Genomic DNA, 22,419 nt, shown 5'->3' with positions numbered 1-22,419 from the left:
GGTTTGTTATGTCATTATCTGATATCTTTCAGAAAACATGTATGGCAGGGCTTGGGATACAGGAGAAGTTCAAGGAGTTCGTAGACGAGCTAATCAATAAGGGAGAGCTCAGCGAGGCACAGGGCAAGAAGCTATTTGACGAATGGTCTGAAAAGGCGGGCAAGACCAAAGAAGACTTTGAAAAGAACATAACTGACCTTATTAATAAATCCCTCGATACTATCAACATACCTAAGAAATCAGAAGTCGAGGAACTTAATAAAAAGGTCCAGGCGCTTTCAAAGAAAGTGGATAAACTCGAAAGATCGCTCAATAAAGAGTGATCATAAGATATGGCTTTCTCAGGATTACTAAGGTTCTGGCGGGGATATAGAAATATCGCCCGTATAAGACAGATAGTAAATGTATTTCTGAAGCACGGCTTCGGGCAGTTCATCGAACAGATAAACCTGCAAAGATTTATCCCCCTCAGAAAGAGGATCAGGGTATTCGGCCAATGGAAGGAGCCTGAAAAATTCACGATACCTGAAAGGCTCAGAATAGCCTTCAGCGAACTCGGCCCCTCCTTTATAAAGCTCGCCCAGATACTATCCTCAAGGCCCGATATTATAACCAGCGAGTATGCTGACGAGTTCAGGAAACTCCAGGATGATGTGCCCCCCTTCCCTGCTGAAGAAGCCAGGGCTATGATAGAGTCCGAGCTTAAGAGATCCATCGGGAAGATATTCGCAGATTTTGAAGACGAGCCTTTTGCAGCAGCCTCCATTGCACAGGTTCACAACGCGACTTTAATAAGCGGGGAGAAGGTCGTTGTAAAGGTGCAGAGGCCCGGCATACATAAAACAATAGAGACCGACATATCCATCCTTAGAATTATAGCGCGCCTTATGGTCAGGCACATTCCCGAAGCATCGTTTTTAAACCCCGAAGGCATTGTCGATGAATTCGCAAAGACCGTCACAAAAGAGCTCGACTTTATCGGAGAGACGAGGAACGCGCAGCGCTTCAGAAGAAATTTCGCTGACAGCAAGATAGTCTATATCCCGCTTGTCTATACAGATTTTGTAACTGAAAAGATCCTGGTAATGGAGAGGATCGAAGGCGTAAAGATAGATGATATCAAGGCCATAGACACTCTGAGTATTGACAGGCCCAAGCTCGCCAAAAACGGCCTCAATATATATTTTAAGATGATATTTGAGGACGGCTTCTTTCACGCAGACCCTCACCCCGGAAACATGTTCGTCTTTCCGGACGGCAGGCTCGGCCTCATGGACTTCGGCATGACCGGCAGGCTGACGCCTGAGATGATGGAGAGCATAGCCAACACATTTCTGGCATTCTTTAATAAAGACTTTGACAGACTTATAGATGAGTATATCGAACTCGGCCTTTTAAGCGACGGTGTGGATCAGGACATCTTTAGGAAAAAGTTCAAGAGCGACCTGGTGGATCTGCTCGAACCTGTTTACGGCCTTACCATCTCAGAGATAAATTTTATTGACTATATGGAGAAGGTCACACGCCTCGCCATAAAACACGGGCTGACGATACCGTCTGACCTGATACTGGTCAATAAGACAGTTCTGATGCTTGATAATATAGGGCGGCAGCTTGACCCTGATTTTAATTTCATAGCCGCTGCTGAGCCGTATGCGGCAAAACTTGTAAAGAGCCGGATTAACCCTCAGAGGATCTTTGACAAGGCTAAAGACAATATATCAGAGATCAGCAACCTGCTAATCGATACGCCAAGACAGATCAACAGGCTTTTGGCAAAGGCGTTAAAGAATGAGATAAGCCTGAAGGTCGACCCGATAGGCATAGACAGGCTTATAAGAGATATCGACCGTTCAAGCAACCGGCTCGCCTTCAGCGTGATAGTGGCTTCGATCATTATCGGCTCGTCGCTTCTGATCCAGTCAGGCATAGGCACAACAATATTCGGCCTGCCTGCCATAGGGGCGATCGGATTCTTTATCGCGTTCCTGTTAGGCTTGTGGCTGCTTATATCCATTCTAAAATCCGGAAGACTATAGGAGACAAACAATGACGATCGATGAACTGAAGCAAAACTGTGAAGATGAATTTAAGAATATTGACGTTATCCTTCAGCACCTGCACTCTGTTTATGACAAAGGCAAGCAGGAACATACAATAGCCGAACAGGCGTCAATAGCCACCTTTATCATAAACATCTACAGCGGTGTTGAAACCATTCTTAAACAGATGCTTATCTACGACAAGCTCGATATAAAAGACTCGCCGGGATGGCACGAGATCGTTCTTAAAAAAGCGAACGAGATCGGCATACTGCCACCTGACCTTTATCAGGACCTGTCAAGGTATCTGGCATTCCGCAATTACTTCATCTACAACTATATTTTCAATATCAAATGGGATGACCTGAAGGCGCTGACAGATGCCGTAAGTGAATTGATTACGAAAACAAAAGCTGAGGTTGATGAATATATTCAGACGATATAGCATTGCCGTTCATCAAACAAATTTTTTCCTTTGAATTTTTATGGAATTAGTATAAAATTCAATTAAGAGACACGCCTGAATTGCACAGATCATATAATATATTTCTAAAAGGAGAGCATCCGATGAAAAGATATTCCTTTGTAATCCTTACCCTGACTGTTTCAATCTTATTTTTAATATCTTCCTGCGCAACCGGCATCAAGCAGGCTGAAGACGCGCCTGTTGATAACACATTGAAGATCATTGAAGGCGGCAAGCTTTATGATCAATGGTGGGTGGTTGTCAAAGGGGCTGAAGAGCCGAAGCTAAACCAGCCGTTATGGTCGCTGCAGAGCACAAACAAAAGAAGCGGCAGCGATACCTGGAGATGCAAAGAATGCCACGGTTGGGATTACCTTGGAAACGAGGGAGCATACAGCTCAGGTTCCCATAAAACAGGATTTGCCGGAGTGTTTCAGATCCAGAAAATGTCTTTAAAGGATATAGAGGCGATACTGCTGGGATCAAAAAATCCCTTTCATAATTTCAGCTATGTCATGGACTATGACGCCATTAATAACCTTGCCATATTTTTAAAAGAAGGGCTGATAGACGACAGGATATATATCGACTACAATACAAAGGCACCATTTAATGCTGATACAAAGAACGGCAAGGTGCTGTATGAAAAAATGTGCCTTAAATGCCACGGCGCTGACGGCACTGAGCTTAACTTCGGCACAGACCAGAGCCCTGAGTATGTCGGGACTCTTGCTGTATCAAACCCATGGGAACTTGTTCACAAAATAAGGTTTGGCCAGCCCGGCAGCATTATGCCCGCCCTCAGGCTCAGGCTGAAGCTCTCTGAAAAAGAGAACAAGATGCCGTCCGGCATAGAGACAGGATATACAATGCAGGATGTAATGGATATAGTAAGATACTCACAGACACTGCCTAAATAAGGTTTTCTGAAAAAGAGTTCAAGTATGGGATGAGGGCTATTAATCTCCTCATCCCATATTTTTTATGATATCGGCTTTCTTCTGCAAAAGTATTAATGTCCCAACCAGGCATGTCCCGGCAACCGTCTCGAGCGCATGCTGCGTGCCTACATAATGCGCCAGGCTTCCAATCGCTAAGTTCCCGAGAGTTGCCGTGCCGAGAAAGACGAGCGTAAACGCGCTCATCACCCTGCCCCTCAGCCTGTCAGGGACAGCAAGCTGCAGCATGCTGTTTGCTGTTGCTATATGGCTCACCGCTCCCCACCCGACTAAGAAGAGCATGACATTGGAAAGCCAGGCTGCAGTTGAAAAAGAGAATATGAGCAGGCTTATCGAAAATACGATCCCTGATACGGCAAGCAGCAGTCCTTTTCTTGAATGATCCCCTTTAAGCACAAGGCTGATAGCTCCGGCAAAAGCGCCCGCACCTGCAACGCTCATCAATATACCATAACCTGCCGCTCCGGTATTAAGTATGTCCCTCGCGTATATCGGCAAAAAACTTATATAAGGAAGCCCGAAGAACCCGGTTATCGCTATGAACATCAAAAGTGTATAGACGCTTGACTCGCTGAATATATACCTCATCCCCTCTTTGAATTCCTCCATTACCCCCTTTCTCTCCTCTTCCTTCTTTTCAGATACTGCGATCCTGATCAGCATAAGCCCTATGATCGCAGCCAGAAAGCTCAATGAGTTAAAGAAAAAACATGCTGCTATGCCCATGAAGCTTATTATTAACCCTGCGACAGAAGGGCCGATGACCCTTGAACCGTTAAATGCGGCTGAGTTTAGGGCTATCGCATTCATAAGATTCTCCTTACCGACCATCTCAATAAAAAAAGCCTGCCTCGCGGGCATATCAAAGGCGCGCGTCGTCCCGACAAAAAAAGCTATCGCCACGACATGCCAGACAGTCACCACATCTGCCATGACCAGGAAGGCGAGCAATAACGCAAGGAACATGAGCACGACCTGCGCCGCAATGAGTATCTTCCTCTTTGATAACCTGTCAGCTGCAACGCCGCCTGCCAATGAAAAGACAACCGAAGGCAGTGATGCAGCAGCGCCGACAAGGCCGAGATAAAAAGGCGAATCGGTCAGCTTCAGCACAAGCCACCCCTGAGCGGCAGAATGCATCCACGTGCCGGTAAGGGATATCACCTGCCCGAACCAGTAAAGGCGGAAGTTCCTGTTGTAAAGCGATGAAAAAACTTTAAAGGACATGGTCAAATTAATATAACACAACCCCCTCTTTGCCTTGTGCCTTTATGCCGGCGTAACTTCGTTATTATCTTTTGACATGAAAAACTCCATACAGTATCATAACGTGATGAAGAAGATAAGGCTTACTGAAAAAGTAAAAGCAGCAGGCTGAGCAGCCAAATTAGGTCCGGCGGACCTATCGGAGATTCTGACAGACCTGTATAAATGCAAGAACCGGAGCGTTGTCGTTGGCCCGGGAGATGACGCCGGCGTATTCCGCTATAAAAACACACTTATGGTGGAGACGGTTGATGTTATAACGCCGATAGTTGACGACCCATACACCTTTGGGGCGATCTGCGCTGCAAACTCTGTGAGTGATGTTTACGCAATGGGAGGGAGGCCTCTCACCGCACTCGCCATCCTTGGATACGCATCCTGCGATTTCGGCCCTGATGTCATAAGAAGCCTTATGAAGGGCGCAATGGACAAGCTTCATGAAGCAGATGTCTGCCTTATCGGAGGCCACAGCATAGAAGACAATGAGATAAAGTTCGGTTTTGCTGTTTCAGGGGTCGTCGAGAAAAATAAGATATTAAGAGCCGGCGGAGCGTCTGAAGGCGAGATACTCATCCTCACAAAAAAGCTCGGCACAGGCATACTGACCTCAGCTGTAAAACTCAAAAAGATGAAAGAGGCCGGATTAAAAGATGTAATTGACTCGATGCTGACGCTGAATAAAACCGCTGCAAAGGCTGCTGTTGCAGCCGGGTCTCAGTCTGCAACCGATGTAACCGGATTCGGGCTGCTCGGGCATGCGCTGAACATGGCGGCAAGCTCTAAAAAGAATCTTGTCATCTCATATGATGAAGTCCCGTTCATGGACAGGGTCAAAGAATTTATCGCAGCAGGCGTGATACCTAAAGGCGCAAAAAAGACTCTGGAGTTCTGCAGCAAAAATTCAAAGTTCTCAGACAGGCTTTCAGATATCGACAAGATAGCCCTCTCTGACCCGCAGACATCCGGCGGCATGCTCATAGCCCTGCCGCAAAAAGGGCTCGCAAAATTCAAGAAGTTTATGAATAAGGAGAATGCTCCTTACTGGATAATCGGAGAGGTTGTTAAAGGCAAAGGTGCGGTTATTGTCAGATAACGATCTGGATGAGATGAAGAAGATGATCGCCGACTATATGGAGAGCGGTTTTCTTGACAACATAATAGCGATGTTCAGGCAGGATAAAAGCCTCTACAGCATCATCGGAGATATCATCGGAGATGAAAGGCTGCGTGTACGGATAGGCACGATTGCGTTGGTTGAGTCCCTGATAGATGAAGACTATGTCCACCTCCATGCAGCCATACCCGGAATAGCAGAGCAGCTGCATAATTCAATCCCTTCCATACGCGGTGACGCAGCACATCTGCTCGGCATCATAGGACACAAAGATGCCCTTCCTTATTTAGTGAAAGCTCAGGATGAAGGCCACGAGCACGTAAAAGAAGTGATTGATGAATCCATAGAGGCAATCAGACAGAACGCGCTTTCTGAAAAGATAATAAACGGCGAATAACATAATTCATATTGCCAAAATGACAAAAGCCATCAGGCAGTCAATCGCAATAATCTGCATATTATTTTCAATGGCATTCTGCGCCTCCTCACAAGCAGATGAGAACAGCCTTTACGATTCCGAACTTGCAAAGGTCAAGGCATGCGACGAGTCATCTGATTTCACCAAACTGAGACTTCTATACTCAAAGACAGCCAAATATAATCCATATGCTTCTGATCAGAAAAAAAGCGAAGAGATGTACCGTGCGTTCAATGAAGGGAAGTTTGAAGAAGCCGTCAGCTATGCCAACCTGATATTAGATAAAAATTATGTCGATCTTGATGCTCATTTATTATTAACATTCGCCTATCAGGAGATCGGGAATTCGGAGAGGTCAGGTTTTCATGATTTTGTAGTTAACGGCCTGCTGAACTCCATCCTTGCTTCCGGAGACGGTGAGTCCCCAAAGACAGCCTTTGTGGTCATCACCGATAAGGAAGAATACGCAATCCTGCAGCTCCTGGAACTTCAGGCAGATGAACAGAAACTGGTCAATGAAGACGGGCACAGCTATGATGTATTTAAGGCCACAGACCTAAAGACCGGGCAGAGTTCAGTATTGTATTTTAACGTGGATATTCCCTTGGGCTGGTTGGGGAAGAAGATTTAGGGATGGTGACAGAGAGGATTTAAGAAGAAATTTCCACAGCCGGAGCAGCGCCCATCTTGTCAGGATTGATTATCCATATGATACCAAAGCCCTTCTCCTGATATATCCTTGCGAGTCCGAGCCTTGATATCTCAAGCAGCGCGAGAAAGGTCACTATGATCGAGACCTTTGTATAGTTGCCTTCAAAGAGGTCCTGAAACCTTATCCCGTCCTCTTTCTCAAGCCTTTCAACAATGAAGTTTATCTTGTCGGAGATCGTGAGCGTCTCTCTGGTTATCTCGAGCATCTGCATGGGCGCGGTCTTAAGCAGTTCCTTGAATGCGGAGATCAGGTCAAATACGCTCATCTCATCAAAGAGCGGCTCAGGCTCAAAATCAAAATCATCTTTTTGCGGAAGAGGCCTGTGAAAGACATTCTTCCATGTCTCTTCCCTCTTTCTTAAATAGGATGAAGAGTCTTTGAACGCCTGATACTCCAGCAGCCTCATGACAAGCTCTGACCTCGGGTCCTCGACAGCTTCGTCAGCTGCCACTTCATCAGGAGGCAGCAGCATCTTTGTCTTGATATGTATGAGCGTGGCAGCCATTACCAGGAACTCTCCGGCTATCTCAAGGTTCAGCTCCTTCATGAGATCAATATACTCGAGATACTGTTTGGTAATATGAACTATAGGTATGTCATAGATATCGATCTTCTCCTCTCTTATCATGTGAAGAAGGAGATCGAGCGGCCCCTCAAAATCAGGCATCTTAAAGAGGAAATTTTCCTGCTCTTCTGCTTGTAAAATATCTTCGCTCATTTCGGGGGTTATTATAACACGGAATTAATTTTTTTCTTGACTTTTTATGCACGGATTCGGCTTAAATCAATGATTAATTTTCATAGATAAATCTTAATAAAAAATGCTTGCCTATGCGTGTTGTTATCGTATATAATACTTAACCCTTCTTCAGGCGTTATCAACAAGTTATTCACAATTGTTGATAACTATAATTTTTAATTACTTTAAGGAACCCTTTCATTGCACTTGGAAAAAGAGATGGACGTACAGGAAACCTGGGATAAAACCCTTGAAATCATTCAGGAAAAGATCGGCGGCCAGACCTTTGACCTCTGGTTCAGGCCGATAAAGTTCTTATCGCTGAAAGACCAGCAGATAGCCCTTGAGGTCCCGAACAAGTTCTTTAAGGAATGGATAGAGGACCACTTCCCCCTGCTTATCGCAACAACTTTCTCAGGGCTGCTGAAAGAGAACGTCTCTGCCAAGTACAAGATCACTGAAAAAAAAGAATCCGTTGCGCTGAAAAAGGTCGAGGTAAAACAGGAGAACAGAAGGGTCAAGCTGGCAAAACGCGGCATCTTTCTTAACCCGAAGTTCACTTTTGAGTCTTATGTTGTAGGGCCGAGCAACCAGTTTGCCCATGCCGCTGCCAATGCTGTAGCTGATTCTCCGGGCACTGCATATAACCCGCTCTTCATATACGGCGGGGTCGGCCTCGGCAAGACACACCTGATGAACGCTATCGGCAATAACATAATCGATAAGAATCCTGACATAAAGCTGATGTATGCGCGGGCTGAACAATTCACCAATGAGTTTATCAACTCCATGCGGAACAAAAAGATGGACAGCTTTAAGGAGAAGTTCAGGAATTTCGATGTCCTTCTCATTGATGATATCCAGTTCATAGCCGGGAAGAATGCCACTCAGGACGAGCTCTTTCATACATTCAATTCACTGTACGACAGGCATAAGCAGATCATATTCTCAAGCGACAGGCCGCCAAGGGACATATCAGATATCACCGAGAGGCTCAGGTCAAGGTTCGGCATGGGGCTTATCGCGGATATACAGCCCCCTGAGGTAGAGACAAAGATGGCTATACTCGGAAAGAAGTCTGAACTCGAAGGCATATATCTTCCTGAGGATGTCTCGCTTCTTCTCGCAAACAAGATAAGGTCCAATATCAGAGACCTTGAGGCTGCGATGATAAGGCTCGGGGCGCACTCGTCACTTTCAGGCAAGGAGATAACCGTGGAGATGGCAAGGACCATACTCAAGGATATGATCCATGATGAGGAAAAGGCGCTGACAGTCGAGTACATCCAGAAGATAGTCTGTGAATATTACGGGTTGAAGATCCAGGACATCAAGGCAAAAAAGAGGACGAGGGATATCGCATTCCCAAGACAGATAGCGATGCATCTCTGCAAGATCCTGACCCACTCGTCCCTCAGTGATATCGGAAGAAAGTTCGGCGGCAAAGACCACTCTACAGTCATACACGCCTGCAAGCTCATTGAAGAGCAGAGGAAAAATGACAAGGACTTCAATGCAAAGGTTGAATACCTGATAAAAAAATCACGCGAGATCTAATAACATAAAAAATTTATAGTCTGAAATTTTAGGAGGAGATGATGAAACTCAGGATAGAAAAAGAAGAACTGCAGAAGGCGCTACAAAATATCCAGGGAATTGTGGACAAGAAGACGACCATGCCTATTCTAAGCCATTTCATGCTGAAGGTCGATAAGGCCACATCCATAATGGCCACTGACCTGGAGATCGCACTGAAAGGCCCTGTAGACGGAGAGATAATAGAAAAAGGCAGTCTATGTATACCGGCAAGAAAGCTCTTTGAAATAGTCAAAGAGGTAGATGGAGATATACTGCTCGAGTCACAGGAGAATAACTGGCTGAGGATCACATCCGGCAAAAGCACTTTTAAACTGATGGGCCTGCCGGAGGAAGAGTATCCGACCCTGCCGGAGATGACAAAGGCGGAAGATATCAGCATAGATGCCGGCACATTTAAAAATATGATCGAAAAGACAGTCTATGCCACAGGCGAGAGCGACACAAGATACACTCTGAACGGCCTGCTGATACACCTCATCCCCGGAAAGAAGACCACAGAGATCATAATGGTCGGGACCGACGGCCACAGACTTGCTATCATCTCAAATAAGATAGCTGGTGATATCTCCGAAGAGATGAAGCTGATCCTGCCTAAAAAAGCTGCCATGGAACTCAGGCGGATACTTGAAACAAGCTCAGGCGAAATAACCCTGCATCTCGCCAAGAACCATATCTTCTTTACGATAGGCGATATCGTATTGACATCAAGGCTTATTGAGGGCAACTACCCCAACTATGATCAGGTGATACCGAAAGGCAATGAGAAAGAAGTGATAATAGATAAGGTCACCTGCCTGAAGGCGCTGAGAAGAACATCCATAATGAGCAGGGAGAGGACAAATGCCGTCAGGTTTGACATAGAGGCCGGCAAGATCACACTCATCTCGATCAACCCGGATATCGGTGAGGCAAGAGAGGAGATCGCAGCCCAGTATAAGGGAGAGCCGGTATCCATCGGATACAACGCGCGCTACCTTATGGATGCCATTCAGGCAATGGACGGTGAATCAATAAGGTTTGAGATACAGGAACCTTTGAGCCCCACTCTGCTTGTAGAGACAGGCGGTGAAGGCGCCAGATGCGTAATAATGCCGATGAGGGTCTGAGAAATAAAGTGAAAACGGGAAGTGAAAACTAAGGGGACATAGATGAACGAAAATACGAACGAAAATACGAAAGAAGTAAAAGAAGACAGCTACGGCGCAGGGGATATCAAAGTTCTTAAGGGCCTGGACGCAGTAAGAAAGAGGCCGGCGATGTATATAGGAAGCACGGGTTTTGACGGCCTTCACCATCTCGTTTATGAGATAGCCGACAACAGCGTTGATGAGGCGCTTGCCGGCTACTGCAACGAGATAAACATAACCATACATCTTGACGGCAGCATAACAGTTGTTGACGACGGCAGGGGTATCCCGACAGGCGTGCATCCGACTGATCCGGAAAAGAGAACAGCTGCGGAGATAGCGCTTACCGAGCTTCACGCAGGAGGCAAGTTCGAGAACAAGGCGTACGCAATATCCGGCGGGCTCCACGGTGTGGGCGTATCTGTGGTAAATGCCCTTTCGGAACAGCTTGACCTTGAGATCAAGCAGAACGGCGAGGTATGGGAACAGCATTACAAAAGGGGCATTCCGTTAGGCCCGCTCACAAAGGTGGGCAAGACAAAAAAGAGGGGCACCAAGGTCACATTCAAGCCTGATTCAGAGATATTCGAGAGCGTTGAATTCAGTTATGACACACTGAGCAACAGGTTCAGGGAGATCGCATACCTGAACAAGGGCATCACTATCAAAGTCTCTGACGAAAGGTCAGGCAAAGAAGATGAATACCATTACGAAGGCGGCATAGTCTCTTTCGTTGAACATCTGAACAAGAACAAGACCCCTCTTCATCCTAACCCGATATACGTTGAGAAAGAGAAGGATGGAACTTCCGTGGAAGTGGCGCTTCAGTATAATGACGGATACTCTGAGACGCTCTACTCTTTTGCCAATAACATCAACACCAAAGAAGGCGGCACGCATCTCGTGGGCTTTAAATCAGCGCTTACAAGAACTGCCAACAGTTACGCAACAGCAAACGGCATAATCAAGAATCAGGCTGAAACCCTTACCGGTGATGATATACGTGAAGGGCTTACAGCTATCATAAGTGTAAAACTTCCTGACCCGCAGTTTGAAGGCCAGACAAAGACCAAGCTCGGAAACAGCGACATGAAAGGGATAGTCGAGTCGCTTGTCAATGACACCCTCGGCTACTACTTTGAACAAAACCCTTCTGTCGCGAAAAAGATAATCGAAAAGGCGATCCAGGCATCAAGGGCAAGGGATGCCGCGAGAAAAGCAAGAGACCTCACAAGGAGAAAAGGCGCGCTTGAAAACACAGGCTTGCCCGGCAAGCTGGCTGACTGCGCTGAAAAAAGCCCCGAGTTGAGCGAGATATTCATCGTTGAGGGTGATTCAGCCGGCGGCTCTGCAAAACAGGGCCGGGACAGGCAGAACCAGGCAATTCTCCCGCTAAAAGGAAAGATCCTCAACGTTGAGAAGGCGCGGTTTGACAAGATGCTTAATTCCGATGAGATAAAGATCCTGATAACCGCATTGGGCACGGGTATCGGCTCTGATGATTTCAATATCGCTAAAGCGCGTTATCATAAGGTAATAATCATGACTGACGCTGACGTGGACGGCGCGCATATCAGGACGCTTCTTCTGACATTCTTCTTCAGGCAGATGCATGAGATGATCGAGAGAGGATACCTTTATATTGCACAGCCCCCGCTCTTTAAGGTAAAGAAGGGCAAGACTGAAAAATACATACAGAATGAGAGGGAGCTGGAGGATATGCTGTTTGAGCTTGCCTCAGATGAGATAACGATACAGGCTGAAAACAGCCTGCTTGCCGGCAAGACTATAATCCCGCATATTAAAAAACTGTCAAAACTCGCTAAGCTCACAGAATGGTATTCAAGAAGGAAGATAGACACAAAGATGATCAACGCGATCATTGACCTTGGCGGGAATAAAGAGAGCATAAAAGACAATGTGAGCATGAAGGGCCTGCTCAAACAGCTTAAGTCAAAATTCCCCGGGATGTCAGAAACCATAGAAGAGGATGAAGAGCATCAGGCGTTCCGGGCACGAACAGAGAGAGACGGCATGACCCTCGTCATTGATAACGAACTTTTCGCCTCACCTGATTTCAGGGAATTCCAGGCCCTGCGCTTAGGCCTGAAGGAACTGGGCCGCCCTCCATTTAAGATCATCCATGAAGAAGAGACGATTGAGTTTGAAAAGATCAGGGACCTGCTTGACCACATATTATCAATAGCAAAACACGGAATAAACATACAGAGGTACAAAGGCCTCGGCGAGATGAACCCTCAGCAGCTCTGGGAGACGACCATGGACCCGAAGAAGAGAACTCTCCTTCAGGTAACCATTGAAGACGCGGTAAAGTGCGAACATATATTCACTACCCTCATGGGCGACAATGTCGAGCCGAGAAAGGCTTTTATCGAACAGCACGCGCTTGAGGTAAGCAATTTAGATATTTAAACACAGCAGTCGGTTGATATTATCTGCTGGCGGCTGAATGCTGACAGCTTTTTTAAGGAGATCATATGGAACGTTCAGTGATAAATATTGAAGAAGAGATGAAGACATCCTACCTTAATTACGCGATGAGCGTAATTATAGGCAGGGCGCTTCCTGATGTAAGGGACGGACTCAAGCCTGTCCAGCGGAGAATACTCTACGCGATGCTCAGGGAAGGATTGCTTCCGGGCAAGAGATATTCAAAATGCGCCGGTGTTGTCGGAGAGGTGCTCAAGAAGTATCACCCGCACGGCGACTCCGCAGTCTATGACGCGCTTGTCAGGCTTGCGCAGGATTTCAACATGCGGAATATACTTGTGGACGGACAGGGCAACTTCGGCTCTGTTGACGGCGACCCTGCTGCTGCATACCGTTACACAGAGGCAAAGCTTACAAAGATAGCAGAGGAGATGCTCACTGACATAGATAAGGAGACGGTTGATTTCATCCCCAACTATGATGAGACCACGACTGAGCCTACCGTTCTGCCTTCAAAGGTTCCGAACCTTATCATCAACGGCTCCTCCGGCATCGCAGTCGGCATGGCGACAAATATCCCGCCGCACAATCTCGGCGAGGTGGTGGACGGACTTCTTATGATGATAGCTGACCCTGATGTTGAGATCTCCGCGCTGATGAAAAAGATCAAGGGGCCTGACTTTCCGACAGGCAGCGCCATATACGGGAGAAAAGGCATAAACGACGCCTACACGACCGGCAGGGGACTGATAAGGATCAGGGCAAAGACAGAAGAGGAAGAGTATCAGAAGGGCACACGTATCATCATCACCGAACTGCCGTACCAGGTGAATAAATCAAGGCTTGTTGAAAAGATAGCAGAGCTTGTGCGTGAAAAGAAGATCGACGGAATCTCTGACCTGCGGGATGAATCAGACCGCAAAGGCATAAGGGTTGTTATCGAACTCAAGAAAGGCGCCTTCCTTCAGGTCGTGCTTAACCAGCTTTACAAGCATACCCCCATGGCAACCACATTCGGCGTCATACTCCTTGCCATAGTCAACGGACAGCCGAAGGTGCTCAACCTTGCGCAGATACTCTCTCTCTTTCTGCAGCACAGACGGATCATCATCACAAGAAAGACCGAGTTCGAACTGAGAAAGGCAAGGGAGAGGGCCCACATACTCGAAGGGCTCAAGATAGCTCTTGATAACCTTGACGCGATAATCAAACTCATAAGGGCGTCAAAGACACCTGCCGAAGCTCTTGAGGGACTGATGAATAAATTCCCTCTCACAAAGCTCCAGGCGCAGGCGATCCTTGATATGAAGCTGCAGAGGCTGACAGGACTTGAGCGGGACAAGATAATCGAAGACTATCAAGCCCTTATTAAAGAGATAGAGAGGCTTATATCAATCCTTGCAAGCCCTGAACTCATCAATAACATCATCAAGGAAGAGCTTACCGAGATAAAAGAGAAGTACGCAGACAAGAGGCGCACAACGATCACAGGCGAGGCAGAAGACATAACTATAGAGGACCTTATCAGCGAAGAAGATATGGTCGTCACGATCTCCCGCCTTGGTTTTGTGAAGAGAACAGCAGCTGATCTCTACAAGAGCCAGAAGAGGGGCGGCACCGGAAAGAAGGGCATGTCTCTAAGAGCAGGCACAGCGAAGAAGGCTGCGGATGGAACAGCTGTTACATCAACGGACGCGCAAGCTCCTGTAATTGAGAGAGAGGAGGATCTGGTCGAGACACTCTTTAAGGCATCGACGCATGACTATGCCCTATTCTTTACAAATTTCGGCAGGCTATACTGGCTCAAGGTCTATGAGATACCTGAAGGCGACAGGGCCACAAAAGGCAGGGCCATCGTGAACCTTTTAAAAATATCTCCGCATGAAAGGATAACGGCTGTCTTCCCGGTCAAAGAGTTCCGGAATGACCAGTATCTGGTCATGGCAACAAGAAAGGGCACCGTCAAGAAGACAGCTCTTGAGGCATACAGCCATCCGAGGGCAAACGGCATTAACGCCATATCGCTTGAGGAAGGGGACGAACTTGTAGGCGTAAGGATAACCGGCGGGGATGAGGATATAAATCTCAGCACAAAGAACGGCCTCTCAATACGCTTCAATGAAAAAGATGTCAGGTCCATGGGGCGCACTGCAAAGGGAGTGAGGGGCATCAGGCTCAAAGCTGATGATGAGGTTGTCTCTGTGGATGTTCTGGATGAGGAGACAACGCTTCTTACTGTTACACAGAACGGATTCGGCAAGAGGACCAAGGCGAGTGAATACAGGCTTCAGAGCAGGGGCGGCAAAGGTGTCTTCACGATCAAGGTCACTGTCAAGAACGGCAAGGTGGTCGGCGTGCTCAAGGTCACAAAAGATGATGAGATAATAATCATAGCAAACAGCGGCAAGCTTATCCGCATGAAGGCATCAAGCATATCCCTTATCGGCAGGGCAACCCAGGGGGTCACACTCATAAAGCTCGCCGAAAACGACAAGGTCGTCGGGATCGCACTTGTCGCTGAAAAAGATGAAGAAGAGAGTAACGAGGATATAGCAGAGAAAAAATAAAACCTTTTGAAAACAAGACAGCTTAAAGAGCTATTGGATGAACGCTACAGCAGTTCCTTCAATAGCTCTTTGTAATTCGGAAGGGCATCCACGATCTCAACGCCTATGCTGTTGGTCAGTTTATGCGGCGGGGTCTTGTATAGCCACTTTACCCTGCAGTTAAGACAGATAGGTTCCTTATCCTGCGGTTCAAGTTTGACCTGAACTTCTGAGCCGGGATATATATTCATGTCTGCTTCCAGCGGGAAGGTTCTCATATACAGGCCATCCTCACAAATACTGCTTGTCACGCCCTGGAAAGTTGAGTTCCCGGATAAAAGTTTTGCCTTAATATTAATTATCTTCTTTGTAAGGCAAATCATGCTAAAACTCCTTTGATTTTTTTTATTAAGTTAAATATCCTGTTTTATATTCTGTTTATATCATCAAAACCCCGGGCCTGCAAATTTAAAGTTGTCATAGACAGATAACGGGGGCTTATTGGTATGTTTGCGCAACTAAGGGGTTCTCTGAAAGCTAACGTGAATGACTTATCTGTCTTCCCACCAAAGCCCATACCCGTAATGCCATGGATAACCCATTTCAAAGCGGTGCCGGGGATATCTGTAATAGTCTTCCTTAACCTCTTCCCATAGGTAAAGTTCTACGATCTTAAAAAGAGGATAAGTGTATTCGATCTCATCGATCATACCTTTGCGCGTCCCGATATATTCACCGGCGATAGTTACCTCTCTTTTTTCCTGGAAGATCATAGGGTCAAGGATCTTGGCGCTGCCGGGGAAAATAGCCAGAAACCTTCCTGCGGAATTATCAATACCCTGATGATATCCCCTTGAATCAACAGCTACGTACAAAGCTTCGATAAGCGAACCTTCCTTTGTCAAAGTGGTTTTAGCTATAACCCCTCCGAACATAAGGGTTTTGCCCTGATAGAAGCCCGGGTTTTGTGCTACATCTGTCAATGTGAAGTTATAAACCGATTGCCCGGCAAGGTCCTGCCTGAGTACAGACGCGCAGGAGATAAAATTAATTGAGATAAGGAAAATAAAAAAAAGGCGCTTCATACCTGAATCTTACACGATTTTTGCGGGATAGTAAAAGGGGGTTAACTATCTTTCTGTTCGACTGATGAGCCATCATCGGAAGAAGCAGTTAATGAGATAAGGAAGTTATCTATAAGATAATTCGGCAGTGCCCTTCTATTAGCTGTTTTTCTTCTGATATGATACCTTCTCTGAGGGCCTTTGTAATTATTTGACCCGCCCATTTTTCTCCTGTCCTTGAGGGCCCTTCTGTCATATTTCCGGCACTCCTGTTTAGTGAATACATCTTCTACATATGATAATTTTTTCAATGTAACATTATTATTATCTTTCCACGGCCAGAGAACTATCAGGACTACGCTTCCTTTATAAATACCGTAATGTAAAAGCTGCCCTTTTTTGATCCCGCCTATTGAGTGGGCAAGTATCCTCGCAAGCTTGCTCCTTGTAGCGGGTTGTTTCTCAGATAATATCTCAAGTTCGTCAATTTCCTCATATTCTATCGGTGGCCCCAGCCTCTCAGCCAGTATATTGTTCCATTTTGAGAGATCCTCACTCTGAAAGACCAATTCAGCGTAATTGTCAGTATCGCTCCTTATCTCTTTAATGGAAGCGCTTAATTCTTCTCCAAGTATCTCTTTAATCTTCATAGAATGGGTTTCACTTGTCTGCTGAAACTTTAATATAAAAACTTATATTTTATTTACTTCAACAATATTATATACTGGAAAATATTTAAATTTGAAGCCTTTCAAAATAAGCCGCATTCAAGAGATACAGAAGGCAATTACCCTACTATTAGCGGGTGTTTCATGAGCTGGTTTCTCTGGGCCGAGCGAACTGTGTTCTCAAGCAGCATGGCTATGGTCACAGGTCCCACCCCGCCGGGAACAGGCGTTATAAAGGACGCCTTCTTTTCGACTGATCCAAAATCAACATCTCCGACTATGCTGCCGTCCTTAAGAACATTGATGCCTATGTCGACAACCACGGCGCCTACCTTGACCATATCTCCTGTGATCAGGCCTTTTACTCCTGTTGCAGAGCAGAGTATATCCGCCTGTCTTGTGAAATTGCCGAGGTCCTTTGTCTCCCTGTGGCAGACGGTGACAGTGGCTTCTTTTGCAAGGAACATAAGTGAAAGCGGCTTCCCTACAGCAAGACTCTTGCCGATAACAACGGCATGTTTGCCCTTTATATCAATTCCGTAGCTCTCTATAAGCCTGATGACGCCGAACGGTGTGCAGGGCAGATAGCTTGAGATAGCGTGCATGGCCATGCCTTCATAGAGGTTATCGTAACCACCGTTCTTAAATATCTGAAATGTGGACTCGTCAGCCGCAAGTCTCCCGACAGAGAGTGAGCCGAGTCCGTCTATATCCTTTTCAGGAAGTATCTCATTAACTATCCTGCGCGGGTTAATCTTTTTTGGAAGAGGGAAGAGCACCAGAAGCCCGTTTATCCTCTCATCATTATTAATGGAGTGAACTTTATTCAGCATCTCATTCACTGAAGCGTCAGCCGGCAGGATATATTCATACGCCTTTACCCCGGCCTTTTTGCAGGCCTTTAAGGTTGCGAGGAAATATTGTTTTGCCGCAGGATTGTCATCAAACATGAGCAGCCCGAGCCCGACATCTATGCCGTGTTCTTTGAGGTGTTCGACATCCTTTCTCACCCTCTCTTTTATCTTTTCCGAGAGGCTGTGCCCCTTCATTATCTCTGCCATGTTATCCGCCTTTCTGTTATCAATGACCGTCTCATTAGTTTGTTATGCTAATTTTACCATTGAACCGCGCCTTAATCCATACCGTGGAAAATGTTAAACTTTAATACCTCGCATAAAATCAAAGGAGCATAAATGTTAAAGAATATACCGTTAAAAGATATAAAATACGTTCTACTCGATATGGACGGGACGCTGCTTGACCTCTATTTCGATGATTATTTCTGGAAGCATCTCGTGCCGGAAAAGTATGCTGAAAAACATGATATTACATTCGGCGCTGCGCAGGATTATCTATATAAAACATATAAACACCATGAGAAGACACTGAACTGGTGCGATATCGACTTCTGGTCAAGTGAATTGAAGCTTGATATCCCGGCACTGAAGGAGCAGATAAGGCATCTCATCGAAGTGCATCCTCATGTTATTGATTTTCTCAAGATGCTCAGGAAAGAGAAGAAGAAGGTATTCCTTCTGACAAACGCGCATTACAAGACGGTCAATATAAAGTTCAAGAAGACCGCCATCGGGGAATATTTCGACTCTGTCCTCTGCTCTTTTGATGTCGGTCATCCGAAAGAGTACCTGGAGTTCTGGGAAAAGGCCGAGAAGAAGCTCGGATTTACAAAAGAGCATTCCCTATTCATCGATGACACTGAAGACGTGCTGAAGACGGCAAGGGATTACGGGATAAAATATCTCCTCTTCAAAGCGCATGCGAACTCAAAGGCTGAGCATGGCAAGTCAGAGCACTTTCAGTCCATCACCGACTTCAGGCAATTGATGTAACAGCAGGCAAACAAGAGCCTACTTGTTCATCATCTCAAGGAAATCCTTGTTGCTCTTTGTCCCGTTAAGCTTATCAAGCAGGAATTCCATGCTCTCAACAGGGCTGAGTGAATGCAGGACCTTTCTCAGTATCCACATCCTCTGAAGCACATCCCTTTCAACAAGAAGCTCCTCTTTTCTTGTGCCTGAGGCATTAATATTAATGCTCGGGAATACGCGTTTCTCAACAAGTTTTCTGTCGAGGTGAAGCTCCATATTGCCGGTGCCTTTGAACTCTTCAAATATGACATCGTCCATCCTGCTGCCGGTATCAACAAGCGCGGTAGCGATGATCGTGAGACTGCCGCCGTCCTCTATATTTCTTGCGGTGCCGAAGAATCTCTTTGGTTTCTGAAGCGCATTGGAATCAAGGCCGCCTGAAAGCACCTTGCCGCTTGCGGGTATCACAGCGTTGTAAGCCCTTGCAAGCCTTGTTATGGAATCAAGAAGTATGACCACATTCTTTTTGCTCTCAACAAGCCTCTTCGCCCTCTCCATGACCATCTCGGCGACCTGTATATGCCTCTGCGGCGGCTCGTCGAATGTCGATCCGATGATCTCAGTATCAACCTGCCTCTTCCAGTCGGTGACCTCTTCAGGCCTCTCATCTATAAGAAGGATGATAAGATGGACTTCAGGGTGGTTATGTTTTATAGCCTTTGCTATTGATTGAAGAAGAACCGTCTTGCCTGTCCTCGGCGCTGCGACTATCATACCCCTCTGCCCCATTCCGATGGGGGTGACAAGCTCCATAACGCGAGTAGAATAGTCATTTTTATCATGCTCAAGATTTATGCGCTGGGTCGGATAATACGGGATGAGGTTGTCAAAGAGCTGCCGCTTTACGTTCTCATCAGGCGGCTCATGTGTTATAGCCTCAACTTTGAGCAGGGCAAAGTATCTTTCGCTCTCTTTCGGAGGGCGTATCTGCCCTGTGACAAGGTCGCCGGTTCTAAGGTTAAATCTCCGAATTTGAGAAGGCGAGACATAAATATCATCAGGCCCGGGGAGGTAACTGTAATCAGGAGAACGGAGGAAACCGAATCCATCAGGTAGTATCTCAAGCACGCCCTCACCAAAGATGAGCCCGGTCTTTTCTGTCTGAGCCTGCAATATGGCGAATATAAGATCCTGCTTCCTAAGCCCTCTGGCGCCTTCGATATTCATTTCTTTTGCCAGCTGGGTCAGCTCGGATATCGGCAGTTCTTTTAATTTAGTTATGTTCATTCCTTCGGACTTCATTACCGGTTTGTTTTCTGGCTTGTTCTCTGTTTTAACGGCCGGCTTGCTCTCTGTCTTTGTATCATTTGCTTTTCTTACCACGAGAATTACTCCTTTTTTTGCGAGGTTTTTAATTTGAGGTTTTTATTTGTGGGGTTTCTTATATGAATTCATGGATCATTGATAAAATATCTATTGAAAGTTTTACTCTATAAGCTAAAACCGGATATAAAGAAGGACTTCAGTTTGCATAAAGCAGATAAATAGTTTTTTAACAGAATTTCTTGATTGTGAAATTTATTTTATTGGAAACATTAATTTCAAAGATTATATATCGGGAACTGGTTGAAGAACTATTACAACTATAAAGAAGAATATATATTTTGTCAATATACCTTTGGTTTCCATATTATTATTATTTTTATTTATCATCTCAGGTTGCATTTTTACAGGCTCTCTGTAAAAATAATTAGCCATGTCATATAATGCATCTCCAGAAGAGATAATAGTCTTTATTACATCATCAAGTGAAGAAGAGGCAGCCCGTATCGCAGCTTCTCTCGTAGAGGAAAGACTGGCGGCCTGCGTTAATATCATAAGGAATATCCGCTCAATCTACTCATGGCAGGGCAAGGTGTGCGATGATGCAGAAGTGCTTATGATCGCTAAAACGCAGAGAAGCCTTTTCAACAGCCTTAAAGAGAGGGTTAAGGAACTTCACAGTTATGAAGTCCCTGAGATAATCGCCATGCCGATCGTAGATGGTTCGGAAGATTATCTTAAATGGATCAGGGAATCAACAGGCAAATAATATAAGCCGGGAGAATAATATAAATGGAAGATAACAGCGCTGACAAATTAGAAGAATCCCTGGAAGGATATAAGGGAAAGATACTTGAGGTGAACAAAGGTTTTCTTGAATGGGACAAAGACCTGATCTTCAGGGTCAGGACGCAGATGGGATATGAGATAGATTATGACGCGAATCTGCAGTGGGGCTGCGCTCCCACGGAAACACTCTTGGCAAGCGTTGCCGGATGCATGGCGATCGATGTGCTCTTCTTTCTGAAAAAGATGAGGGCTGAGATCAAAGACTTTAAGATAAATTTTACCGGGGTAAGAAGGCCGGAGCCTCCGCAGTATTACAAATCCATAGACCTGCTTATAAAGGTGAAAGGGGAAGGCATCACGCCCAAGAAGATGGACAGAGCTATCTCACTTTCGCACGATAAGTACTGTTCGGTCTATAACGCCTTAAGAAAAGAGATCGAGGTCACAACACGCTACACAATAAACGAGGACTAAGAGACGTTCAGCTCTTTCTTCAGCCAGGCTTCAAGCTCTTCGGAAAGCGGATACATGCCTGCTACGCTCTCGCCCTGTTTAAGCTTCAGCGCATCCTGCAGAAGTGTTTCAGGAATATCTTTTATATATCCGACAGTCTTGCTCTGTGAATAATGGTTCTTCATTATAAAAACGGCAGGCTTGTCATCTACGAAATCGATATACAGCATATAACCATCGATGTTGTCAGGCCCGCTATCTGCCTTTTTCCCTGAATATTGCCCCTGCCGCATAAAGACCTTTGGCGTTACATCCCACCTGATCTCATCAATAAAACTCTCTTTTTTGTCCTTAAGGTCATTGATGCTGATATCTTCCATGCGTTTACTATATACCAATACTGCGAATAATTAAAGGGAAGCGTGCACTCCTGTTTCAAGGCTAATTATTTCAGTGCTGTGCTAAAATGAATCATCCCGTTTCATATAAATATCAAAGGAGGCGATGCAAATGGATTGTCTGTTCTGCAAGATTATCAAAGGTTTGATCCCTTCAAAAAAGGTCTATGAAGATAACGATGTATTTGTATTTGAAGATATAACACCGCAAGCGCCTGTGCATATTTTAGTAGTGCCGAAAAAACATATCTCAACGATACTCGAAGCAGGGCCTGAGGATAACGAACTGATAGGGAAGATGTTCCAGGCGGCAAACAGGATAGCGAGAGAGAAAGGCATTGACCAAAGAGGCTTCAGGCTCGTCATGAACTGCAACAGAGAGTCGGGCCAGACCGTATTTCACATCCACCTTCACATGCTTGGAGGCAGGCCGATGCACTGGCCGCCAGGGTAAGA

General features: G+C 45.8%; 23 protein-coding genes and 1 pseudogene. 15 read left to right on the top strand and 9 right to left on the bottom strand.

Annotated features, from left to right (window positions below; translation table 11 throughout):
• Nucleotides 1-8: 8 nt before the first annotated feature.
• The 4 genes from Q7U10_03610 to Q7U10_03595 all read left to right on the top strand — a co-directional run bounded on the left by Q7U10_03610 (nucleotide 9) and on the right by Q7U10_03595 (nucleotide 3,428).
• Nucleotides 9-323, top strand: coding sequence for a phasin family protein (locus Q7U10_03610; GenBank protein ID MDO8281703.1), 315 nt, complete (start codon nucleotides 9-11; stop codon nucleotides 321-323).
• 9 nt (nucleotides 324-332) lie between these two features.
• Complete coding sequence (locus Q7U10_03605; protein MDO8281702.1) at nucleotides 333-2,039, top strand: AarF/ABC1/UbiB kinase family protein; 1,707 nt, start codon at nucleotides 333-335, stop codon at nucleotides 2,037-2,039.
• 10 nt (nucleotides 2,040-2,049) lie between these two features.
• Nucleotides 2,050-2,487: a hypothetical protein gene (locus Q7U10_03600; GenBank protein MDO8281701.1), complete on the top strand. Its 438-nt coding sequence runs from the start codon at nucleotides 2,050-2,052 to the stop codon at nucleotides 2,485-2,487.
• A 122-nt stretch (nucleotides 2,488-2,609) separates the two neighbouring features.
• Nucleotides 2,610-3,428, top strand: a complete 819-nt coding sequence (locus Q7U10_03595) for a cytochrome c (GenBank protein MDO8281700.1) — start codon at nucleotides 2,610-2,612, stop codon at nucleotides 3,426-3,428.
• A gap of 48 nt (nucleotides 3,429-3,476) precedes the next feature.
• Here Q7U10_03595 and Q7U10_03590 read toward each other — a convergent pair whose 3' ends face one another.
• A complete protein-coding gene (locus tag Q7U10_03590; GenBank protein ID MDO8281699.1) occupies nucleotides 3,477-4,694 on the bottom strand; it encodes an MFS transporter in 1,218 nt (405 codons plus the stop codon).
• 163 nt (nucleotides 4,695-4,857) lie between these two features.
• Here Q7U10_03590 and selD point away from each other — a divergent pair.
• The 3 genes and pseudogenes from selD (at nucleotide 4,858) to Q7U10_03575 (ending at nucleotide 6,896) form a co-directional block, all read left to right on the top strand.
• Nucleotides 4,858-5,826: pseudogene (gene selD / locus Q7U10_03585) on the top strand (selenide, water dikinase SelD).
• Entirely contained in the window at nucleotides 5,816-6,244 is a 429-nt protein-coding gene (locus tag Q7U10_03580; GenBank protein MDO8281698.1) for a HEAT repeat domain-containing protein, read from the top strand. The pseudogene selD and the gene Q7U10_03580 overlap by 11 nt, the downstream one beginning before the upstream one ends.
• 19 nt (nucleotides 6,245-6,263) lie before the next feature.
• On the top strand, nucleotides 6,264-6,896 hold the full coding sequence (locus Q7U10_03575) for a DUF4919 domain-containing protein (protein MDO8281697.1): 633 nt from the start codon (nucleotides 6,264-6,266) through the stop codon (nucleotides 6,894-6,896).
• A 19-nt stretch (nucleotides 6,897-6,915) separates the two neighbouring features.
• Here the strand turns inward: Q7U10_03575 and Q7U10_03570 are convergent, their stop codons facing one another.
• Entirely contained in the window at nucleotides 6,916-7,695 is a 780-nt protein-coding gene (locus Q7U10_03570) for a segregation/condensation protein A (protein ID MDO8281696.1), read from the bottom strand.
• Nucleotides 7,696-7,935: 240 nt separating this feature from the next.
• On the opposite strand from Q7U10_03570, the gene dnaA reads away from it, so the two are divergent.
• From dnaA to gyrA, 4 genes are all read left to right on the top strand, one after another.
• Nucleotides 7,936-9,273, top strand: a complete 1,338-nt coding sequence (dnaA, locus tag Q7U10_03565) for a chromosomal replication initiator protein DnaA (GenBank protein ID MDO8281695.1) — start codon at nucleotides 7,936-7,938, stop codon at nucleotides 9,271-9,273.
• Nucleotides 9,274-9,311: 38 nt separating this feature from the next.
• Nucleotides 9,312-10,421 carry a DNA polymerase III subunit beta gene (gene dnaN / locus Q7U10_03560; protein ID MDO8281694.1) on the top strand — a complete coding sequence of 370 codons (1,110 nt, stop codon included), beginning with the start codon at nucleotides 9,312-9,314 and terminating at the stop codon, nucleotides 10,419-10,421.
• A gap of 42 nt (nucleotides 10,422-10,463) precedes the next feature.
• Complete coding sequence (gene gyrB / locus Q7U10_03555; protein MDO8281693.1) at nucleotides 10,464-12,875, top strand: DNA topoisomerase (ATP-hydrolyzing) subunit B; 2,412 nt, start codon at nucleotides 10,464-10,466, stop codon at nucleotides 12,873-12,875.
• A 65-nt stretch (nucleotides 12,876-12,940) separates the two neighbouring features.
• Nucleotides 12,941-15,460, top strand: a complete 2,520-nt coding sequence (gyrA, locus tag Q7U10_03550) for a DNA gyrase subunit A (protein MDO8281692.1) — start codon at nucleotides 12,941-12,943, stop codon at nucleotides 15,458-15,460.
• 44 nt (nucleotides 15,461-15,504) lie between these two features.
• On the opposite strand, the gene Q7U10_03545 is transcribed toward gyrA, so the two are convergent.
• From Q7U10_03545 to Q7U10_03530, 4 genes are all read right to left on the bottom strand, one after another.
• The gene (locus Q7U10_03545; GenBank protein ID MDO8281691.1) at nucleotides 15,505-15,822 is read right to left on the bottom strand and encodes a PilZ domain-containing protein; all 318 of its coding nucleotides are present in this window, start codon (nucleotides 15,820-15,822) and stop codon (nucleotides 15,505-15,507) included.
• A gap of 168 nt (nucleotides 15,823-15,990) precedes the next feature.
• Nucleotides 15,991-16,524, bottom strand: coding sequence for a Slp family lipoprotein (locus Q7U10_03540; protein MDO8281690.1), 534 nt, complete (start codon nucleotides 16,522-16,524; stop codon nucleotides 15,991-15,993).
• A 41-nt stretch (nucleotides 16,525-16,565) separates the two neighbouring features.
• Nucleotides 16,566-17,153 (bottom strand): hypothetical protein, encoded by a 588-nt coding sequence (locus tag Q7U10_03535; protein MDO8281689.1) that lies wholly within the window; start codon nucleotides 17,151-17,153, stop codon nucleotides 16,566-16,568.
• A 137-nt stretch (nucleotides 17,154-17,290) separates the two neighbouring features.
• A complete protein-coding gene (locus Q7U10_03530; protein MDO8281688.1) occupies nucleotides 17,291-18,232 on the bottom strand; it encodes a bifunctional 5,10-methylenetetrahydrofolate dehydrogenase/5,10-methenyltetrahydrofolate cyclohydrolase in 942 nt (313 codons plus the stop codon).
• A gap of 132 nt (nucleotides 18,233-18,364) precedes the next feature.
• Here Q7U10_03530 and yrfG point away from each other — a divergent pair, with 132 nt between their 5' ends.
• Nucleotides 18,365-19,021 (top strand): GMP/IMP nucleotidase, encoded by a 657-nt coding sequence (yrfG, locus tag Q7U10_03525; GenBank protein ID MDO8281687.1) that lies wholly within the window; start codon nucleotides 18,365-18,367, stop codon nucleotides 19,019-19,021.
• 18 nt (nucleotides 19,022-19,039) lie between these two features.
• Here yrfG and rho read toward each other — a convergent pair whose 3' ends face one another.
• Together rho and Q7U10_03515 are read right to left on the bottom strand one after the other, a co-directional pair.
• Nucleotides 19,040-20,287: a transcription termination factor Rho gene (gene rho / locus Q7U10_03520; GenBank protein MDO8281686.1), complete on the bottom strand. Its 1,248-nt coding sequence runs from the start codon at nucleotides 20,285-20,287 to the stop codon at nucleotides 19,040-19,042.
• A gap of 321 nt (nucleotides 20,288-20,608) precedes the next feature.
• A complete protein-coding gene (locus tag Q7U10_03515; GenBank protein MDO8281685.1) occupies nucleotides 20,609-20,758 on the bottom strand; it encodes a hypothetical protein in 150 nt (49 codons plus the stop codon).
• On the opposite strand from Q7U10_03515, the gene cutA reads away from it, so the two are divergent.
• Together cutA and Q7U10_03505 are read left to right on the top strand one after the other, a co-directional pair.
• Complete coding sequence (gene cutA / locus Q7U10_03510; GenBank protein ID MDO8281684.1) at nucleotides 20,757-21,092, top strand: divalent-cation tolerance protein CutA; 336 nt, start codon at nucleotides 20,757-20,759, stop codon at nucleotides 21,090-21,092. The genes Q7U10_03515 and cutA overlap by 2 nt on opposite strands.
• Nucleotides 21,093-21,115: 23 nt before the next feature.
• Entirely contained in the window at nucleotides 21,116-21,586 is a 471-nt protein-coding gene (locus Q7U10_03505; protein MDO8281683.1) for an OsmC family protein, read from the top strand.
• Here the strand turns inward: Q7U10_03505 and Q7U10_03500 are convergent.
• Nucleotides 21,583-21,945 (bottom strand): hypothetical protein, encoded by a 363-nt coding sequence (locus tag Q7U10_03500; GenBank protein MDO8281682.1) that lies wholly within the window; start codon nucleotides 21,943-21,945, stop codon nucleotides 21,583-21,585. The genes Q7U10_03505 and Q7U10_03500 overlap by 4 nt on opposite strands.
• A 130-nt stretch (nucleotides 21,946-22,075) precedes the next feature.
• Between Q7U10_03500 and Q7U10_03495 the strand changes: the two genes are divergently transcribed.
• A complete protein-coding gene (locus tag Q7U10_03495) occupies nucleotides 22,076-22,417 on the top strand; it encodes a histidine triad nucleotide-binding protein (GenBank protein ID MDO8281681.1) in 342 nt (113 codons plus the stop codon).
• Nucleotides 22,418-22,419 lie beyond the last annotated feature (2 nt).

The organism is Thermodesulfovibrionia bacterium, assembly GCA_030646035.1.
Lineage (GTDB): Bacteria > Nitrospirota > Thermodesulfovibrionia > UBA6902 > UBA6902 > JACQZG01.
This window is presented reverse-complemented; position numbering and strand designations above follow the sequence as displayed.

What these genes read in the sequence shown, in the direction of transcription:
- Q7U10_03610 (MDO8281703.1), top strand. Translation starts at nt 9, where the DNA reads ATGTCATTATCTGATATCTTTCAGAAAACATGTATGGCAGGGCTTGGG.
- Q7U10_03605 (MDO8281702.1), top strand. Translation starts at nt 333, where the DNA reads ATGGCTTTCTCAGGATTACTAAGGTTCTGGCGGGGATATAGAAATATC.
- Q7U10_03600 (MDO8281701.1), top strand. Translation starts at nt 2,050, where the DNA reads ATGACGATCGATGAACTGAAGCAAAACTGTGAAGATGAATTTAAGAAT.
- Q7U10_03595 (MDO8281700.1), top strand. Translation starts at nt 2,610, where the DNA reads ATGAAAAGATATTCCTTTGTAATCCTTACCCTGACTGTTTCAATCTTA.
- Q7U10_03590 (MDO8281699.1), bottom strand. Translation starts at nt 4,694, where the DNA reads ATGTCCTTTAAAGTTTTTTCATCGCTTTACAACAGGAACTTCCGCCTT.
- Q7U10_03575 (MDO8281697.1), top strand. Translation starts at nt 6,264, where the DNA reads ATGACAAAAGCCATCAGGCAGTCAATCGCAATAATCTGCATATTATTT.
- Q7U10_03570 (MDO8281696.1), bottom strand. Translation starts at nt 7,695, where the DNA reads ATGAGCGAAGATATTTTACAAGCAGAAGAGCAGGAAAATTTCCTCTTT.
- dnaA (MDO8281695.1), top strand. Translation starts at nt 7,936, where the DNA reads ATGGACGTACAGGAAACCTGGGATAAAACCCTTGAAATCATTCAGGAA.
- dnaN (MDO8281694.1), top strand. Translation starts at nt 9,312, where the DNA reads ATGATGAAACTCAGGATAGAAAAAGAAGAACTGCAGAAGGCGCTACAA.
- gyrB (MDO8281693.1), top strand. Translation starts at nt 10,464, where the DNA reads ATGAACGAAAATACGAACGAAAATACGAAAGAAGTAAAAGAAGACAGC.
- gyrA (MDO8281692.1), top strand. Translation starts at nt 12,941, where the DNA reads ATGGAACGTTCAGTGATAAATATTGAAGAAGAGATGAAGACATCCTAC.
- Q7U10_03545 (MDO8281691.1), bottom strand. Translation starts at nt 15,822, where the DNA reads ATGATTTGCCTTACAAAGAAGATAATTAATATTAAGGCAAAACTTTTA.
- Q7U10_03540 (MDO8281690.1), bottom strand. Translation starts at nt 16,524, where the DNA reads ATGAAGCGCCTTTTTTTTATTTTCCTTATCTCAATTAATTTTATCTCC.
- Q7U10_03535 (MDO8281689.1), bottom strand. Translation starts at nt 17,153, where the DNA reads ATGAAGATTAAAGAGATACTTGGAGAAGAATTAAGCGCTTCCATTAAA.
- Q7U10_03530 (MDO8281688.1), bottom strand. Translation starts at nt 18,232, where the DNA reads ATGGCAGAGATAATGAAGGGGCACAGCCTCTCGGAAAAGATAAAAGAG.
- yrfG (MDO8281687.1), top strand. Translation starts at nt 18,365, where the DNA reads ATGTTAAAGAATATACCGTTAAAAGATATAAAATACGTTCTACTCGAT.
- rho (MDO8281686.1), bottom strand. Translation starts at nt 20,287, where the DNA reads ATGAACATAACTAAATTAAAAGAACTGCCGATATCCGAGCTGACCCAG.
- cutA (MDO8281684.1), top strand. Translation starts at nt 20,757, where the DNA reads ATGTCATATAATGCATCTCCAGAAGAGATAATAGTCTTTATTACATCA.
- Q7U10_03515 (MDO8281685.1), bottom strand. Translation starts at nt 20,758, where the DNA reads ATGGCTAATTATTTTTACAGAGAGCCTGTAAAAATGCAACCTGAGATG.
- Q7U10_03505 (MDO8281683.1), top strand. Translation starts at nt 21,116, where the DNA reads ATGGAAGATAACAGCGCTGACAAATTAGAAGAATCCCTGGAAGGATAT.
- Q7U10_03500 (MDO8281682.1), bottom strand. Translation starts at nt 21,945, where the DNA reads ATGGAAGATATCAGCATCAATGACCTTAAGGACAAAAAAGAGAGTTTT.
- Q7U10_03495 (MDO8281681.1), top strand. Translation starts at nt 22,076, where the DNA reads ATGGATTGTCTGTTCTGCAAGATTATCAAAGGTTTGATCCCTTCAAAA.